Raw genomic sequence first — 14,784 nt, 5'->3', positions numbered from 1 at the left:
GGAGCGTCCCGGCCCTGCGCTCGGGCCCCGCGCCCGGCGCCGGGTGCGGCGGTCCTGGCGCGGCCCCGGCCGGGACGGCCGGGCGCAGGCCCGGCTCAGACGGGCAGCGAGGCGGAGTGGCTCTCGGCCTCGGCCTCCTGGCTGAGCACCCGCGGCGGCAGCGCGACGTAGGCGGAGACCCCGGCGCCGCGGGCCGCCGCGGTGGTCGGGGCGCTCTGCGTGTGCCGCACCTCGACCTGCACGCCGAGGCGGGCGGCGATGGTGCCGACGACGTAGTGGCCGAGGAAGCGGGTGGGCGCGACCAGGAAGTTGTCGCGGCCCGCCAGGCGCGCGTTGGCGCGGGCCAGTTCCTCCTCGGTCATGCCGCTGCCGCGGTCGACCACCGCGAGGCAGTACTCGGCCGAGTCCCACCAGCCGTAGACCTCGACCGGGCGCCCCGGCGGCGAGGCGGTGAGCGCGTTCTCGATCAACTCGGCCAGCAGGTGCGACAGTTCGTACACCGCCCAGCCGTGGATCTGGCACGGCTCGGACTCCACGAGCGTCACCCGCCGGTAGTCCTCCACCTCGGACACGGCCGACCGCACGACCTCGGCGACCTCGGCGGTGCCGGTCCACACGCGGGGCGGCAGCTGCTGTCCCGTGAGGATCAGCAGCGAGTCCGCGTTGCGGCGCATGCGGGTCGCGAGGTGGTCGAGTTCGAACAGTTCGGCGAGCGCGTCCGGGTCGAGTTCCTTGCTCTCAAGCGCGGTGATGAGCCGCAGCTGGCGGCGCACGAGCGCCTGGTTGCGGTGCCCGAGGTTGGCCAGCGACTCGGTGCCGTTGCGGCGCAGCACGGTCTGCTGGGCGGCCAGGCCGACGGCGGTGCGCTCCACGTCGTGGAGTGCGGCGGCCAGCCGGGTCACCTCCTCGGCGCCGCGCCCCGAGCCGGGGTCGGGCGGCGGCGGTCCGAGCCGTTCCGCCTCCTCGGGCTCCGCCTCCTGGATCGCGCGGACCGTCTCGGGCAGGCGGCGGCCGGCGACGCCCTCGGCCTGCCTGGTCAGCTCGTCCAGGGGCCGGGTGATGGAACGGGCCGCGAGGAGGGCGAGGGCGACGGCCACCCCGAGGATCAGCGCGCCGAGCGCGAGGAAGCCGACGAGCCCCCGGGTCGCGGCCGTGCTCAGCTGGTCGGCGCGCCGGGTGATGTCGGGGCCGATCTCCTGCTGCACGTCGTGGAACGCGTCGGTCAGCGCGGTCGACGCCGCCCACCACTCCTCGGGGTCGGTGACCAGCGCGGTGCCGTCGGCGTGCGCGTCGGCCCGTTCCTCGATCGTGGCGACGAGCAGTGCCTCGTCGATCTCGAACGCGGCGTCGAGCGCGGCGCGCTGCCGCTCGGTGGCCAGCTGCTCGAACGTGCGCAGGGCCGTTTCGCGGTCGGCGCGGGTGGCGGCGAAGGTGAGGTACTGGGTGTTCTCGAAGTGGCCGGTGACCAGGACGCCGTTCAGCAGCCCGCGCTCCTGCGCGAGCGCCTCGGTGGCCACGGACAGGGCCTGGAACGCGGCCATGCCGTCGGTCAGCCGCCGGTCGCCGTGGGCGGGGTCCTCGGCCAGCTGCGCGTCGTTGAGCGCGCTGGTGGCCTCCGAGTAGAACGTCAGGCTCTCGTCGCGGGTGATCGAGCCGTCGTCGACGCCCGCGCGCACGCCGGTCAGCTCGTCGAGGTCGGCGAGCGCCTCCTCGAACGCCGGTGCGGTGCCCTCGTCGACCCGCCGCGCCAGCTCGGCGCGTACGGCGTCGACCCGGCGGCGGGTGTCGGCGAGCTCCGGCCGGTACTGGCCGGCGCCGACCAGGAGGCCGCTGGTGAGCCCGTGCTCGCGCTGGAGTTCACGGACGAGGTTCTGCACGTCGAGCGCGAGCCGCACCCGTTCGCCGCTCTCGCGCGCCGCCGACCAGTCGTCGGCCCGGTCCGCCACGCCGACCCCGACCAGGGCGAGGAGGAGGCAGGTGGGCACGGCGAGCACGATGGCCACCCGGCCCCGGATGGTGCTCCAGAGCGAGAGCCGCTCCGTCCATCGTCGCGTCATGGCGCCCAGCACAGCGGAACGCGGTTACCTGCGGCCCGGATACCCGTGACCTCCAGGTGAACGTGCGGCGTGAACCAAGCGGTGGAGATCAGGATGAACAGGGCATGCCCCGGGGATGGACAAAGCTTGCTGACAGGTTGTCTCATAAGAAGATGACTCCCCCCGCGAACGGCGCGCCCCCCGACTCCCCGTCCGCCCCGCCGCGTGCGGCGGGCCCCACCGCGCTGGCGGACCGGGAGCGGGTAGCGGAACGCCTCCTCGCCGCGTCCGCCCGCCACTCCTTCGACCCCGACCGCGATCTCGACTGGAACGCACCCTGGCAGGAGGGCCTGTGGTACTGGCCCCCCGAGCTGGTCTCCCTCTACGACACGCCCCTGTGGTACCGGATGTCCGAGGAGCAGCGGATCGACCTCTCCCGGCACGAGTCGGCCGCGCTCGCCTCGCTCGGCATCTGGTTCGAGATGATCCTGATGCAGCTGCTGGTCCGGCACGTCTACGACAAGCCGGCCACCAGCGCCCACGTCCGCTACGCGCTCACCGAGATCGCGGACGAGTGCCGCCACTCGATGATGTTCGCACGTGCGATCCAACGCGGCGGGACGCCCGCCTACCCGCCCGCCCGGGCGCACCACAACGTCGCGCGCGTCTTCAAAACGCTCTCCACCACGCCGGGATCGTTCGCCGCCACCCTGCTCGGCGAGGAGGTGCTGGACTGGATGCAGCGGCTCACGTTCCCCGACGAGCGCGTCCAGCCGCTGATCAGAGGGGTCACGCGGATTCACGTGATCGAGGAGGCGCGGCACGTCAGGTACGCGCGCGAGGAGCTGCGCCGCCAGATGGCGACCGCGCCCGCCTGGGAACGCGAGCTGACCCGCGTCTGCTGCGGCGAGTTCGCCCGCATCTTCTCCGTCGCGTTCGTGAACCCCCAGGTGTACACGAACGTCGGCCTCGACCAGGCGGAGGCCGTCGCCCAGGTGCGGACGAGCGCGCACCGGCGCACGGTGATGCGGGAGGGCGCGCGCCGCCTGACGGACTTCCTCGACGAGGTCGGCCTGCTGCGCGGCGCGGGCCGCCGCATGTGGCGCAGCTCCGGACTGCTCGCGGCCTGATACCCCGCGGTACGGCGGGCGGCTACGCTTCCCGGCATGGACAGCAGCCCCGCACCGCCGGGTCGGCCACCGGCCCCGCGAGCCGACCGGGCCTCGGGCCCGGCGTACCGCAGGCTCAGCACGACCGAGCGCCGGGGCCAGCTGATCGCCGCCGCCCAGCGCCTGTTCGCGCACGCCGCCCCCGAGGACGTGTCGCTCGACGACGTCGCCCGCGAGGCCGGGGTCTCGCGCCCCCTGGTCTACCGCTACTTCCCCGGCGGCAAGCAGCAGGTGTACGAGACCGCGCTGCGCGGCGCCGCCGCCGACCTCGAACTGTGCTTCGCCGTGCCCGCGCGCGGACCGCTCAGCCAGCGGCTCGCCGACGGGCTCGACCGCTACCTCGCGTTCGTCGACGAGCACGGCGAGGGGTTCACCGCGCTGCTCAAGGGGGGCAGCGTCGTCGAGACCTCGCGCACGACCGCGATCGTCGACGGCGTCAGGCGCGCCGCGGCCCGGCAGGTGCTGCTGCACATGGGCACCGGGGAGCCGGGGCCGCGCCTGCGCATGGCGGTGCGCACCTGGATCACCGCCGTCGAGGCGGCCTCCCTCATCTGGCTCGACGAGAACAGGGAACCACCGGTCGGGGAGCTGCGCGACCTGCTGGTCGAGCAGTTCATCGCACAGCTCGTCGTCACGGCGGGCCGCGACGCGCAGGCGGCGGCCGTGCTGCGGGCCGCGGCGCGTTCCGAACCGCCGGGCGGACGCGTGGACGCCCTCGTCGCCCGCGGTCTCGCGGCCCTCTCGGCCGCGGCGGCGCCCGAGCCCCCGCCCCCCGCGGCCCCGGCGGCGCGTACCGGAGCCGGGTCATGAGGAGCGAGCCGACGCCGTTCACCGGCGGGCCCCTCGACGGCCAGGTCCTGCCCGTGCTGGTCGGGCCCACGGGCAAGCCGCCCCGCGTGTACGAGGTGCCCGTGCCAGGACGCCCCGGCGAGCCCGACACCGTGCACGTGTACCAGCTCGAAGCCGCGGCGTACACGCGGCGGCTGCGGCTGCCGCGCGGCTGGGTGTACGTGTACGCGCCGGACGCCGCGCCGAGCCGTTCCCACCGCCGCAGGCGCTGACCACCCGTTCGCCCGCTCCGGCGCGCGCCCCGCGCCTTCCTGTGCGCACCATCGCTGGGTCGTGCGCCCGCGCCTGGCCGCGGGCGCCCGCATGACGGGCCACGGCGCGCTCGCGACAAGCCGCCGGGCCGAGCGAGGAGAGGTGGTGCCCCGATGAGACGACCGGCCCTGATGCTGGCCGCGGGCCTGCTGGCGTGGACGGCCGGCGGCGGCGCGCCCGCCGCGGCCGACCCGGGCGACGCGGACCCGGCCGCGCTGCTGGCAGAACTCCGCACGCTGCACCGTGAGACGGGCCGCGCAGCGGAGGCGTACAACGAGGCGGAGGCGCGGCTGCGCGAGCGGCACGCGGAGGCGCTCGAACGCGACGCGCGCCTCGCCGCCGCCAGGACCGAGCTGGCCGGGGCGCGGCGGGTGGCGGGCGCCGTGGCCCGCGAGCAGTACCGGCGCGGCGGTCTTGAGCTGCCCGGCTACCTGCGGCTGCTGCTCGGCGATGACGTGCCGGGCGCGCTGCACGCGCGGACCGTCGCGGACCGCGCGGCGAGGGCGCAGACCACCCGCATCGCGCGGCTGGCCGAACGCGAGCGCCGGGCGCAGGAGTTGGCCACGCGGGCGCGCGAGGCGCTGGACGCCGAGCAGTCCGCCGCCGCGGCGCGGCGCGAGGAACGCGACGAGACCCACCGGCGGCTCGACGAGACGGCCGGGCTCCTGGCCGGGCTCGGCCCCGAGGAGGCGGCCCGGCTCGGCGCGACCGAGGACGAACGGCTCGCCCGCGCGCGGCAGGACGCCGGCGGCGGGCCGCCCGCGGCTCCGCTCCCCCTCCCGGCGCCCGGGGCGGGGCAGCGGGACTGAGGCTCGCGGGACGCCCCCGGGCCTACGAGGCCCGCGAGGCCACCCCCCGCGGCGCGCCCGGCCCTGAACCGACCGGCGCCACCTCGCGTTCCGGCCGGCTGATCTCGGCCCACACCGCGTCGAGGGAGAGGCCGAGGACATCGGCGATCGCCGCGATGGTGGAGAAGGCGGGGGTGGCCACACGGCCCGACTCGATCTTTCTCAAGGTCTCGGGTGAGACCCGCGCGTCGAGCGCGATGTCGAGCATCGAACGCTCTCCTCTGGCCCGGCGCAGGAGGGCGCCGAGGCGCTGTCCGCGTTCGACCTCTGCGGGAGTGAGCGGCAACCTGACCATGCTGCCGATTCTAGTACCGGTACAGTAATCCCGGTACAGTTATCCCGGTAAAAAAATGCCGGTATAGTTATCCCGGCATAGTTATCGGCCACCGGAAAGGGTGCCGCATGATCGAGATCCTCAACGCCAGCCAGCTGAGCCGGGCCAGGGACACGGGCGCGCTGGTCGCCGACATCCTGGCGACGCTGCGAGGGCGCGTCGCACCCGGCACGAACCTGCTGGACATCGACCGGTGGACCAAGGAGATGATCACCGAGGCGGGAGCGCTGTCCTGCTACGTCGACTACGCGCCCTCCTTCGGCCGCGGCCCGTTCGGCCACTACATCTGCACGGGCGTCAACGACGCCGTGCTGCACGGACGGCCGCACGACTACACGCTCGCGAACGGCGACCTGCTGTCCCTCGACCTCGCCGTCTCCCTGCGCGGGCTCGCCGCTGACTCCGCCATCAGCTTCATCGTGGGCGACGCGCGCCCCCAGGAGAGCGTCCGGCTGATCAGCACGACGGAACGCGCGCTCGCCTCCGGGATCGCCGCCGCCCGGCCGGGAGGGCGCACCGGGGACATCTCCCACGCCATCGGCACGGTACTCGGCGAGGCGGGATACCCGGTGAACACCGAGTTCGGGGGGCACGGCATCGGCTCGACGATGCACCAGGACCCGCACATCGCGAACACCGGGCGGCCCGGCCGCGGCTACCCGCTGCGGCCCGGGCTGATGCTGGCACTGGAGCCGTGGATCATGGCGGACACCGCCGACCTCGTCTTCGACGCCGACGGATGGACGCTCAGGAGCGCGACCGGCTGCCGGACCGCGCACAGCGAGCACACGATCGCCATCACCGAGGACGGGGTCGAGGTCCTCACCCTGCCGCGGCAGGCGCGGTAGCCGGGAGCCCTGCCCCGGCCGCCACGGGAACGCCGCCCCGCCGGGGCCAAGAGCCGCCCGCCGTCCGCGCGTTGCCGTTACCGTTGCCGCTGCCGCGTGCCTGACCCGCACGACACCGCCCAGCGGAGCGGTTCGCTCAGCTCCACGCAGCGCAGCGCCGCCGCCAGGGCCCGTGCGTCACCGATGTCCAGGGCCGTGTCGGTCAGCTTGATGACGTGCTCGTCGCCGTGCCGCACGGCCCGTTCGAACACCTCCTCCGGGGTCAGGCTCCCCGCGGGGGCGAAGGCGGCCGGCTCCGGCGGCGCGTACATCGCGGTGACCGCCGCGGAGGCCGCCCAGGCCGCCCGCAGGCTCGGGGCCCAGAGGGCGGGCGGGAGCGCGGGCAGGGTGCGCAGGACGGCGTTGGGGGCCGTGGCCGCATGGACCAGCATGGTCTCCTCGCCGTGCCCGTGGGTGGCATACCGGTACGTCGCCGCCCGCACCAGCTCGGCGAGGCGGTCGCGCGCCGCGTGCGGATCCGTGACCGCGTCCGCCCACGCCGGCAGGTCCGTGACGTGGTCGAGCCGGGCGGCGAAGCCGCCGCCGCGTGCGGCGATCGGCGGCACGGCGTCGAGCGCGGCGCTCGCGCCTCCGGCGGCGGGCGGCGAGAGGCGGCACGTGACGCGGCGGTACCGGGCGGCCCAGTACCCCAGGCCGTGCGCGAGTTCGGTCAGCCGCGGTTCTGTGCCGTCGCCGGCCAGCAGGGTGCGCACGGCGTGGCCCACCCGGATCACCGGATGGGTCGAACCGCCGTACATGCCCGGCAGGAGCCGGGGCCACCACTCGGTCAGCACCTCGCGCCAGGGACGCGCGGCGATCTCGCGGCTGAAGTGGTCGATCCAGTCCGCGGCGCGACGGGGGTCGCCCAGGGCCGGCTCCCAGGAGGCGGCCGTGATCGGCTCGACCCTCGGCGGGAAGTCCTCAAGCTTGCGCGCGTAGCGGTCGAGCCACCGGTGCACCGAGCCGGCCCGGCCGCGCGCGGCCAGCGCCTCGATGGCCATCGGCGCGTGGTTGGTGAGCCGTCCGAGCCGTTCCGGCCCCGACCTGTGCAGTCGTTGCAGCCCCTCGTCGAGCATGCCCGTCGTATCCATGGCGGCGACGCTAGGCCGAACCCCGCGGCGGCGAAACGGGCCGAAGTCCTAGGACATCGGCCCCGGGTGCCGCCGGCCCCTGGCCCGCGGCGCCGACGGCGCCGGGCAGCCCGCTACCGCTGCCTGCGGCCGTCGGTCTGCCGCAGCTCCGCGCGCAGTTCCGGCGTGAGCAGGTGCCCGGCCCGGCCGACGAACAGCGCCATGTGGTAGGTCACCGTGCTCATGTCGGCCTCCGGCGTGGTCCAGGCCCCGAGCAGCGAGCCGTCGCTGATGGACATGACCAGCAGGTTCCCCGTCTGCATCGCGACCAGCGTCTGCCGGACCCCGCCGCCGTCCATCAGGGTCGCCGCCCCCGAGGTCAGGCTGCCGAGCCCGGAGACGACCGTCGCCAGGTCGGCGGCGGCGCCCATCGGCCCCACGGTCCTGTGCCGCGGAACGCCGTCCTCGGGCTCGGACGACAGGAGCAGCAGCCCGTCGGCGGAGACGACCGCGACCGACAGCATGCCGGGCACCTCGGCGACCAGCCGGGACAGCAGCCAGCGCAGATCGTCGCGGCCCCGGCCACCGGTGGCGCCCGCGGACGAGGTCCAGGTCGGGGACGTCATGTCGGCACCCCTTCTCCCGGCTCGCCCGCGTGCCCGTCGGCCGCCCTGGCCGCGTCCCTGTGCCCGTCCCTGGCACCGCGCTGGAACCCGCCGAGGCGGCGCCGCAGGTCCTCGGCGTCCACCCCGCGCGCCCGGTCCTGCGCCGGGGCGGCGGCCGGGGCCGCGCTGCCCCGGCTGCGCCGGGGCAGCCCGCTGTCCGTGGTGCCCTGGATCCGCGGCGTGGTGTCCTCCGCCCTGGCGTGCTCGGGCAGCGGCCCGGTGGCCTGCTCGGGCACCTGGCCGACCCGCGGCACCGCGCCCGTTCCGGCGCCGGGGCCCACGCCGGCCAGGGAGCCGGTGTCGGTGAAGGCCACCGCGCCGGTGAACGAGCCCGTATCGGTGAACGAGCCGCCGACGGCGAACGAACCGGTGTCGAGCGCCCCCGGCCCGGCGGACACGCCCGCGGCCTCGGCCGCGTACCCCTCCGGCATCGTGTCGACCAAGGCGGCGGGCACGACCACCTGGGCCACCGTGCCCCCGCCCGGCCGCGCGGCCAGCCAGCAGCGCAGGCCGTGCCGCGCGGCCAGGCGCGCCACCGTGTACAGGCCCATGCCGATGCCCTCGCCGCCGTGCACGCCCTCGGCCCCCGGCGGCGGGGTGACCGGGTCGGCCAGCCGCGCGTTCAACTCCGCGATCCGGTCCGCCGACAGGCCGAAGCCCTCGTCCTCCACGTAGAACACCAGCTCGCGCTCGGCCCAGCGCGCGGTGAGCCGCACCCGGGTACCGGCGGGCGAGTACGCGGTCGCGTTGTCGAGCAGTTCGGCCAGGAGGTGGCTGAGGTCCCGGGCCGCGGCGGCCACCACACGCGCCGGCGGGGGCGGCGGCGCGGTCTCCACCAGCTCGTACAGCTCTATCTCGCTGACGGCCGCCCGCGCCACGTCGATGAGCGGCGTCGGCTCGCCCGCGTGGGCGATGGGCTCGGCGCCGGCGAGCAGCAGCAGGTTCTCGCCGTGCCGGCGCACCCGCGCGGCGAGGTGGTCGAGGGAGAACAGCACCGCGAGCCGGTCGGGGTCGGTCTCGTGCTCCTCAAGGCCCTCGATGACGGTCAGTTGCTCACCGATCAGGGCCAACAGGCGTTGCGCGTGGTGCGCGAACATGCCGTGCACCGCGCCGTGCAGCGCCGCGAGGCGGGCGTTCAGCTCGCTCTGCTCGGTCAGCAGCCGGTCCCGCTCGGCCCGCAGGCCGCCCCGGTCCCGCTCGGCGCGCGCGGCCTCGTCGGCGGCGCGCGCCGCCTCGTTCGCGGCGCGCACCGCTTCCTCCTGGAGCGCGACCGTGCGCGAGCGCAGGGCGTTGACGGAGGCGACGACCTCGGCGAACTCGTCGTTGCGGCCGATGTACTTGACCGGCTCCTCGCCCGCCGGGTCGGCGGCGACGCGGCGGGTGCCCAGGCGCACGGTGGCCAGCGGGCGGGTGAGCGACCTCGCGGTCTGCACGCTGACCCCGATGGCCAGGACCAGGGCGAGGCCCACCATGCCGCCGGTCGCCTGGAGCCAGGTCAGCGCCTCGCCGCGCTCGCCCTCGATGCTGTCGGCCCGCTCCGCGGCGAGCGACGACAGGACGCCGCGCTGCTGGCCGGTGCGCGCGAGCAGCGCCTCGTGCACCTCGGAGGGAACGAGCGCTCCGCCCTCGGCGCCCTGGGGCAGCCCCGCGGCCAGGACGGCGAGGTACTCCTCGGCCGCCTCCGCCTCGGGTCCCGTGACGGTCCGTTCGTACGCGCCGAGCGCCTCGGCGTCCGCGGTGGCCGCGAAGTCGGCGAGCGCCGACTCCTCCCGCAGGTGCTCGCGGCGGGCCAGCGCGGCGGCCTCGGCCGTGGCGTCGCCCTCCTCCTGGAGGGCGGCGAGCAGCAGCCCCCGCGTGGCGGACGAGGCGTGCACGGCCCTGGCCAGGTCGGGCAGCGCGCCGCCGTCCGGGTCGACGCGGCGGAAGACGGCGTCCAGGTCCTCGATGAGCGCGGTGTACACGTCGAACGTCTCGGCTGGCGTGCTGTCGCCCGCGAGGGCGCGTTCCCGCGCGGCGGGCAACGCGTCGAGCCCGGCGTGCGCCTGCTCACCGGCGGCGCGCGGCAGGGCATCGGCCGCGCGGTCCGCGCGGGCGCGCGCGTCCTCGGTGAGCGCCGAGCCCAGGGCCTCGGGGTCTCCGGCCGCGAGGGCGACGACCAGCGCGTCGCGTTCGTCGGCCAGCACGTGGGAGAGCGAGAGCGCCCGCCGGCCGAGCTCCGCGTCCGCCACCCGGTCCTGAGCCTCGGTCAGCTCGGAGACGGCCGCGTGCAGTGCGGGGGCGCCCGCGGTGATCACGGCGACGCTGGTCAGCAACACCCCGGTCAGCAACCGGCTGCGGACCCTCACGCGCCGTCCCCGCACCGCACGCCCCCGCGAGTCCGAGCGGGAGCCCGACGATGCGGAAGGCGACGGGTCGGCGGGTCCGTGCAGTTTCTTCTTCCGCACCTGTGCTCGCATTCTCGTCACGTGGGCACCGACCATGCCAGCGCCGACAGGACCGGGGGGCCTTCCCCCCGCCCGGCCACCCGAAGGAGTGAACAACACCCGGAGTTGGCGAACAAGCCGCAGCCGGAGTGCGTCCCCGCGGGCCGGCGGATCCCACTGGTGTTCCGCCCGGCCGCCTGGCAGGATCTCCGCTTCCCGACCGACGGTCGGAGGGGTGTCGTTGCCGCATTCGGTGACGCGAACCAGCCTACGGCAGACTGATCACCATGCGCGTCCAGTCCGCCACCGAGCCCGGCAGTCCCGGGCACCCGAACGAGGACTTCACCGCCACGGCCGTGCCGGCGGGCGGCACCGGGGGCGCCCTCGTCCTCCTCGACGGCGTGACGGGTCCGGCCGCCGATCCGGGGACGCCGCCGGGCGGCTGCGCGCACGGCGTCGCCTGGTTCGCCGCGCGGCTCGGCGGGACCCTGCTCGAACGCTGCGCCGCCGCCAGGGAATCACCGCTGCGCGACTGCCTGGCCGAGGCCATCTCCCGCTGCGCGCACGCCCATCGGGCCGCCTGTGACCTTTCTCACCCCAGAACGCCGCAGGCCACGGTGGTCTGCGCGCGCTGGGACGAGCACGACGTCGAGTACCTGGTGCTCTCCGACTCGGTGCTGCTGATCGAGGATCACGGCGGGGCCGTACGGCCGGTACTGGACAGCCGCCTCGACGAACTGCTCCCCGCCGCCCGCCGGTTGCCGCGCGCCGAGCGCGTCGCCTGGATCGAGTCCATGCGGAACGCGCCCGGCGGCTTCTTCACGGCCGCGGCCGACCCGGCCGTCGCGGCCCGCGCGGTGACCGGGGTGGTGCCGCGCGGCGAGGTGCGCTCGCTTGCCGCCCTGACGGACGGCGTCGGACGCTGGGTCGAGACGTTCCGCCTCGGCGGCTGGGCCGACCTGTTCACGGTGCTGGCGGGCCCGGGACCGGCCGAGGCGATCCGCCAGGTGCGCGCCGCGGAGCTGGCCGACCCGGACGGCGCGGCGTTCCCGCGCGGCAAGGCGCACGACGACGCGACGGCCGTGCTCGCGCTCCTCTGACACCGGCGCGCGGCGGCCCGCTCCCGGCGTGCGCCCCCGTTCCACGCGCCTCCCGGCCGCGCGTTCACCCGGCCCGCGCGCCTCCCCCGCGCGCCGATCTCGCGCGCCGAGCCCGCCGGGGGCCGGTTCCGTCCCGCGCGCGGTCGGGCCCCGCGGCCCGTGCGCCACAATGGCGCGCATGACCTCCGTCCCGCTCACCGACGACAGCCGCCCGGTCGTGCTCGACCGCAGGACGGGGCCGCACGGCGAAGTGGTCCTGCGCCGGCACGGAACGCTCCTCCAGATCATCGCCAACGGCTGCTTCCTGATGGACACTTCGGACGGCCGCTCGGAGCGCCTCCTGGTGTCCGCCGCGTTGGCCGCGCTCTCCGGCCGGCCCGCCGACGCGCCGCCCCCCGACCTGCTCATCGGCGGCCTCGGCGTCGGCTTCTCCCTGGCCGAGGCCGCGGCCGAGCCGCGCTGGGGCCGCATCGCCGTCGTGGAACGAGAACAGGCCATCCTCGACTGGCACCGCTCGGGACCGCTGGCCGCGCTCACCGCCGGCGCGCTCGCCGACCCGCGCACCGAACTGCTGCACGCCGACCTCGCCGCGCACCTCGCGGCCCCGGGGCCGCCGTACGACGCGCTGTGCCTCGATGTCGACAACGGCCCCGACTGGACGGTCACATCGGACAACGACGGCCTCTACTCCCCCGAGGGACTCGCCGCCTGCCGCGCGCGGCTGCGACCCGGCGGGGTGCTGGCCGTGTGGTCCGCCCGGCCTTCCGAGGATTTCCCGCGACTTCTGCGCAATGCCGGATTCGCCGATGTTCGCACCAGAGAAGTGCCCGTCGCCAGGGGCGTTCCGGACGTGCTCTTTCTCGCCAGCCATCATCTCGCCAGGCAGTGTGCGTAGCCGCGGGCTGACCGAGCGCTTTACTCTGCTGAGAGTGCTCACCGGCACCTGAAGGCCAGAACCAGCCGACTGGCCCACAACCGATCCCGGGGGCGGGACACCATGAATCAGACAGAGACGAGAACTCCTCCGATGGACCGGAACCATCCGGAGCAGCCACCCGCGACGCCGCCTGCCGACGCGCACGAGCCCGGCCAGGCCGACCACCCGGGGCACCACAGCGCGCCGGTCACCACGCCGGGCGCCCAGCGGCGCGTCCTGGTCGTGGAGGACGACCCCACCATCGTGGAGGCCATCGCGGCGCGGCTGCGCGCCGAGGGCTTCCTCGTCCAGACCGCGGCCGACGGGCCCGCGGCGGTCGAGACCGCCGCCGCCTGGCACCCCGACCTGCTGATCCTCGACGTGATGCTGCCGGGGTTCGACGGCCTTGAGGTCTGCCGGCGGGTGCAGGCGCAGCGCCCGGTCCCGGTGCTGATGCTCACCGCGCGCGACGACGAGACCGACATGCTCGTCGGCCTCGGCGTCGGCGCGGACGACTACATGACGAAGCCCTTCTCCATGCGGGAGCTGGTCGCCAGATCGCATGTGCTTCTGAGAAGAATCGAACGCGCCGCCGTCGCCGCCACCACGCCGCGCCCCGGCAGCGTCCGGCTGGGCGACCTGGAGATCGACCGCACCCAGCGGCGGGTGCGGGCCGCGGGCAAAGACATCCACCTCACCCCCACCGAGTTCGACCTGCTGATGTGCCTGGCCCGCTCCCCCCGCGCGGTGCTCACCCGCGAGCAGCTGCTCGCCGAGGTCTGGGACTGGGCGGACGCCTCGGGCACCAGGACGGTGGACAGCCACGTCAAGGCGCTGCGGCGGAAGATCGGGGCCGAGCGGATCCGCACCGTGCACGGTGTGGGGTACGCGCTGGAGACGCCGCCCGGCTTCGCGGGCGAGCCGTCCGCACGGAACCAGGCCGCATCCGAGGTCTAGCGTGTCCGAGCCGGTCAGGCATTCCCCCGTGGGACGGGTGTGGCCCATGATGTGGCGCGGGCTGCGCCCGCTCGACCCCTTCCGCTCGGTCAAGGCCGCTCTCGGCTGCCTCGTGATCATCTCTGTCGCGATCACGACGCTGCTGATCCTCATGGCCTACCGCTCGGACATCGAGCTCCAGGTCATCGCGATCATCGCGATCATCGCCTCGCTGCTGGTGACGCAGTTCGTCGCGCACAGCCTGGCGACTCCGGTCCTGGAGATGACGTCGGCCGCCAGGGCCATGGCGCGCGGCGACTACGGGCGCCGGGTGCGCGTCGCGCGCCGCGACGAACTGGGCGATCTGGCCCTGGCGTTCAACCGCATGGCCGCCGACCTCCAGGCGGCCGACCGGCACCGCAAGGAGCTGGTCGCCAACGTCTCGCACGAGCTGCGCACGCCCATCGCGGGCCTGCGGGCCGTGCTGGAGAACGTGGTGGACGGCGTCTGCGAGGCCGATCCGAAGACGATGGCCACCGCGCTGCGGCAGACCGAACGCCTCGGCCGGCTGGTCGAGCAGCTGCTCGACCTGTCGCGGCTTGAGGACGGCGTGGTGCCGCTCCAGCCGCGCGGTTTCCAGGTCGAGCCCTATCTCTCCGCCGTGCTGAACGACGCGACCGTCGCGCTGCGCCGCGGCCACGCGCGCACCGACGTGCGGTTCCGGCTCGATGTGCTGCCCGGGTCGCTGCGGGCGCACGCCGATCCGGAGCGGCTCGACCAGGTGGTGACCAACCTCGTGGACAACGCCGTCAAGCACAGCCCGCGCGGCGGCCAGGTCACGGTCAAGGCCCGCCAGGGGGACTGCCCGGGCGCCCTGGTGCTCGAAGTCCTCGACGAGGGCCCCGGCATCCCCCAGTCGCAGCGGGAGCTGGTGTTCGAGCGCTTCGGCCGCGGCACGACGAACGGCGTCACGCCCCGTGACGGCGGGACCGGTCTCGGGCTCGCGATCGCCCGCTGGGCGGTCGATCTGCACGGCGGCACGATCGGGGTGGCGGAGTCCCGCCGCGGCTGCCGGATACAGCTCACGCTTCCGGGTAACGCGCAGGCAAACATTTGACGTAGGGTCGTTCCGGGTCCCCGCGCGCCTCGGCGCGGGCCGACGCGTCGCGCCGTCGCGCGCGCCGGCGCCCGGGGCCGTTCCGCGCTGTCCGCGCAGCTGAGCGCGCGCTGTTGCCGGTCGCGATCCGTCATTACCATTTCGTTGCGGTTTCGCGCCGAACTTGGACCGTTTCCCGTGGT

At 75.4% G+C, this 14,784-nt stretch carries 14 protein-coding genes; 9 read left to right on the top strand and 5 right to left on the bottom strand.

The features are described 5' to 3' along the window. Window positions 1–95: 95 nt before the first annotated feature. A complete protein-coding gene (locus LC193_RS21890; RefSeq protein WP_226076736.1) occupies window positions 96–2,057 on the bottom strand; it encodes a sensor histidine kinase in 1,962 nt (653 codons plus the stop codon). A 152-nt stretch (window positions 2,058–2,209) separates the two neighbouring features. Here LC193_RS21890 and LC193_RS21885 point away from each other — a divergent pair, with 152 nt between their 5' ends. The 4 genes from LC193_RS21885 to LC193_RS21870 all read left to right on the top strand — a co-directional run bounded on the left by LC193_RS21885 (window position 2,210) and on the right by LC193_RS21870 (window position 5,115). Continuing rightward, window positions 2,210–3,166, top strand: a complete 957-nt coding sequence (locus tag LC193_RS21885) for an AurF N-oxygenase family protein (protein ID WP_226076735.1) — start codon at window positions 2,210–2,212, stop codon at window positions 3,164–3,166. Window positions 3,167–3,202: 36 nt separating this feature from the next. Further along, window positions 3,203–4,015 (top strand): TetR/AcrR family transcriptional regulator, encoded by an 813-nt coding sequence (locus LC193_RS21880; RefSeq protein ID WP_226076734.1) that lies wholly within the window; start codon window positions 3,203–3,205, stop codon window positions 4,013–4,015. Beyond that, window positions 4,012–4,266 carry a hypothetical protein gene (locus LC193_RS21875; protein WP_226076733.1) on the top strand — a complete coding sequence of 85 codons (255 nt, stop codon included), beginning with the start codon at window positions 4,012–4,014 and terminating at the stop codon, window positions 4,264–4,266. The genes LC193_RS21880 and LC193_RS21875 overlap by 4 nt, the downstream gene beginning before the upstream one ends. Window positions 4,267–4,419: 153 nt before the next feature. Beyond that, window positions 4,420–5,115, top strand: coding sequence for a hypothetical protein (locus LC193_RS21870; protein ID WP_226076732.1), 696 nt, complete (start codon window positions 4,420–4,422; stop codon window positions 5,113–5,115). Window positions 5,116–5,137: 22 nt separating this feature from the next. Here LC193_RS21870 and LC193_RS21865 read toward each other — a convergent pair whose 3' ends face one another. After that, on the bottom strand, window positions 5,138–5,449 hold the full coding sequence (locus LC193_RS21865) for a helix-turn-helix domain-containing protein (protein WP_226076731.1): 312 nt from the start codon (window positions 5,447–5,449) through the stop codon (window positions 5,138–5,140). Window positions 5,450–5,556: 107 nt separating this feature from the next. On the opposite strand from LC193_RS21865, the gene map reads away from it, so the two are divergent. After that, complete coding sequence (gene map, locus LC193_RS21860; protein ID WP_226076730.1) at window positions 5,557–6,336, top strand: type I methionyl aminopeptidase; 780 nt, start codon at window positions 5,557–5,559, stop codon at window positions 6,334–6,336. 77 nt (window positions 6,337–6,413) lie between these two features. On the opposite strand, the gene LC193_RS21855 is transcribed toward map, so the two are convergent. From LC193_RS21855 to LC193_RS21845, 3 genes are all read right to left on the bottom strand, one after another. Beyond that, on the bottom strand, window positions 6,414–7,466 hold the full coding sequence (locus LC193_RS21855) for a questin oxidase family protein (protein WP_226076729.1): 1,053 nt from the start codon (window positions 7,464–7,466) through the stop codon (window positions 6,414–6,416). Between the two features lie 113 nt (window positions 7,467–7,579). Then, window positions 7,580–8,071, bottom strand: coding sequence for a roadblock/LC7 domain-containing protein (locus tag LC193_RS21850; protein WP_226076727.1), 492 nt, complete (start codon window positions 8,069–8,071; stop codon window positions 7,580–7,582). After that, window positions 8,068–10,455: a sensor histidine kinase gene (locus tag LC193_RS21845; protein ID WP_226076724.1), complete on the bottom strand. Its 2,388-nt coding sequence runs from the start codon at window positions 10,453–10,455 to the stop codon at window positions 8,068–8,070. The genes LC193_RS21850 and LC193_RS21845 overlap by 4 nt, the downstream gene beginning before the upstream one ends. 365 nt (window positions 10,456–10,820) lie before the next feature. Here LC193_RS21845 and LC193_RS21840 point away from each other — a divergent pair, with 365 nt between their 5' ends. From LC193_RS21840 to LC193_RS21825, 4 genes are all read left to right on the top strand, one after another. Continuing rightward, the gene (locus LC193_RS21840; RefSeq protein ID WP_226076723.1) at window positions 10,821–11,633 is read left to right on the top strand and encodes a protein phosphatase 2C domain-containing protein; all 813 of its coding nucleotides are present in this window, start codon (window positions 10,821–10,823) and stop codon (window positions 11,631–11,633) included. Window positions 11,634–11,802: 169 nt separating this feature from the next. After that, window positions 11,803–12,528, top strand: a complete 726-nt coding sequence (locus LC193_RS21835) for a spermidine synthase (RefSeq protein ID WP_404819472.1) — start codon at window positions 11,803–11,805, stop codon at window positions 12,526–12,528. A 132-nt stretch (window positions 12,529–12,660) separates the two neighbouring features. After that, on the top strand, window positions 12,661–13,506 hold the full coding sequence (locus LC193_RS21830) for a response regulator transcription factor (RefSeq protein WP_226076721.1): 846 nt from the start codon (window positions 12,661–12,663) through the stop codon (window positions 13,504–13,506). Between the two features lie 46 nt (window positions 13,507–13,552). Then, window positions 13,553–14,602 (top strand): HAMP domain-containing sensor histidine kinase, encoded by a 1,050-nt coding sequence (locus LC193_RS21825; protein ID WP_226076720.1) that lies wholly within the window; start codon window positions 13,553–13,555, stop codon window positions 14,600–14,602. The last annotated feature ends 182 nt before the right edge of the window (window positions 14,603–14,784 follow it).

It is taken from the genome of Streptomyces marincola (assembly GCF_020410765.1).
Taxonomy (GTDB): Bacteria; Actinomycetota; Actinomycetes; order Streptomycetales; family Streptomycetaceae; genus Streptomyces; species Streptomyces marincola.
Note: the sequence above shows the minus strand (reverse complement) of the source record. Positions and strands in the feature narration are given on the sequence as shown.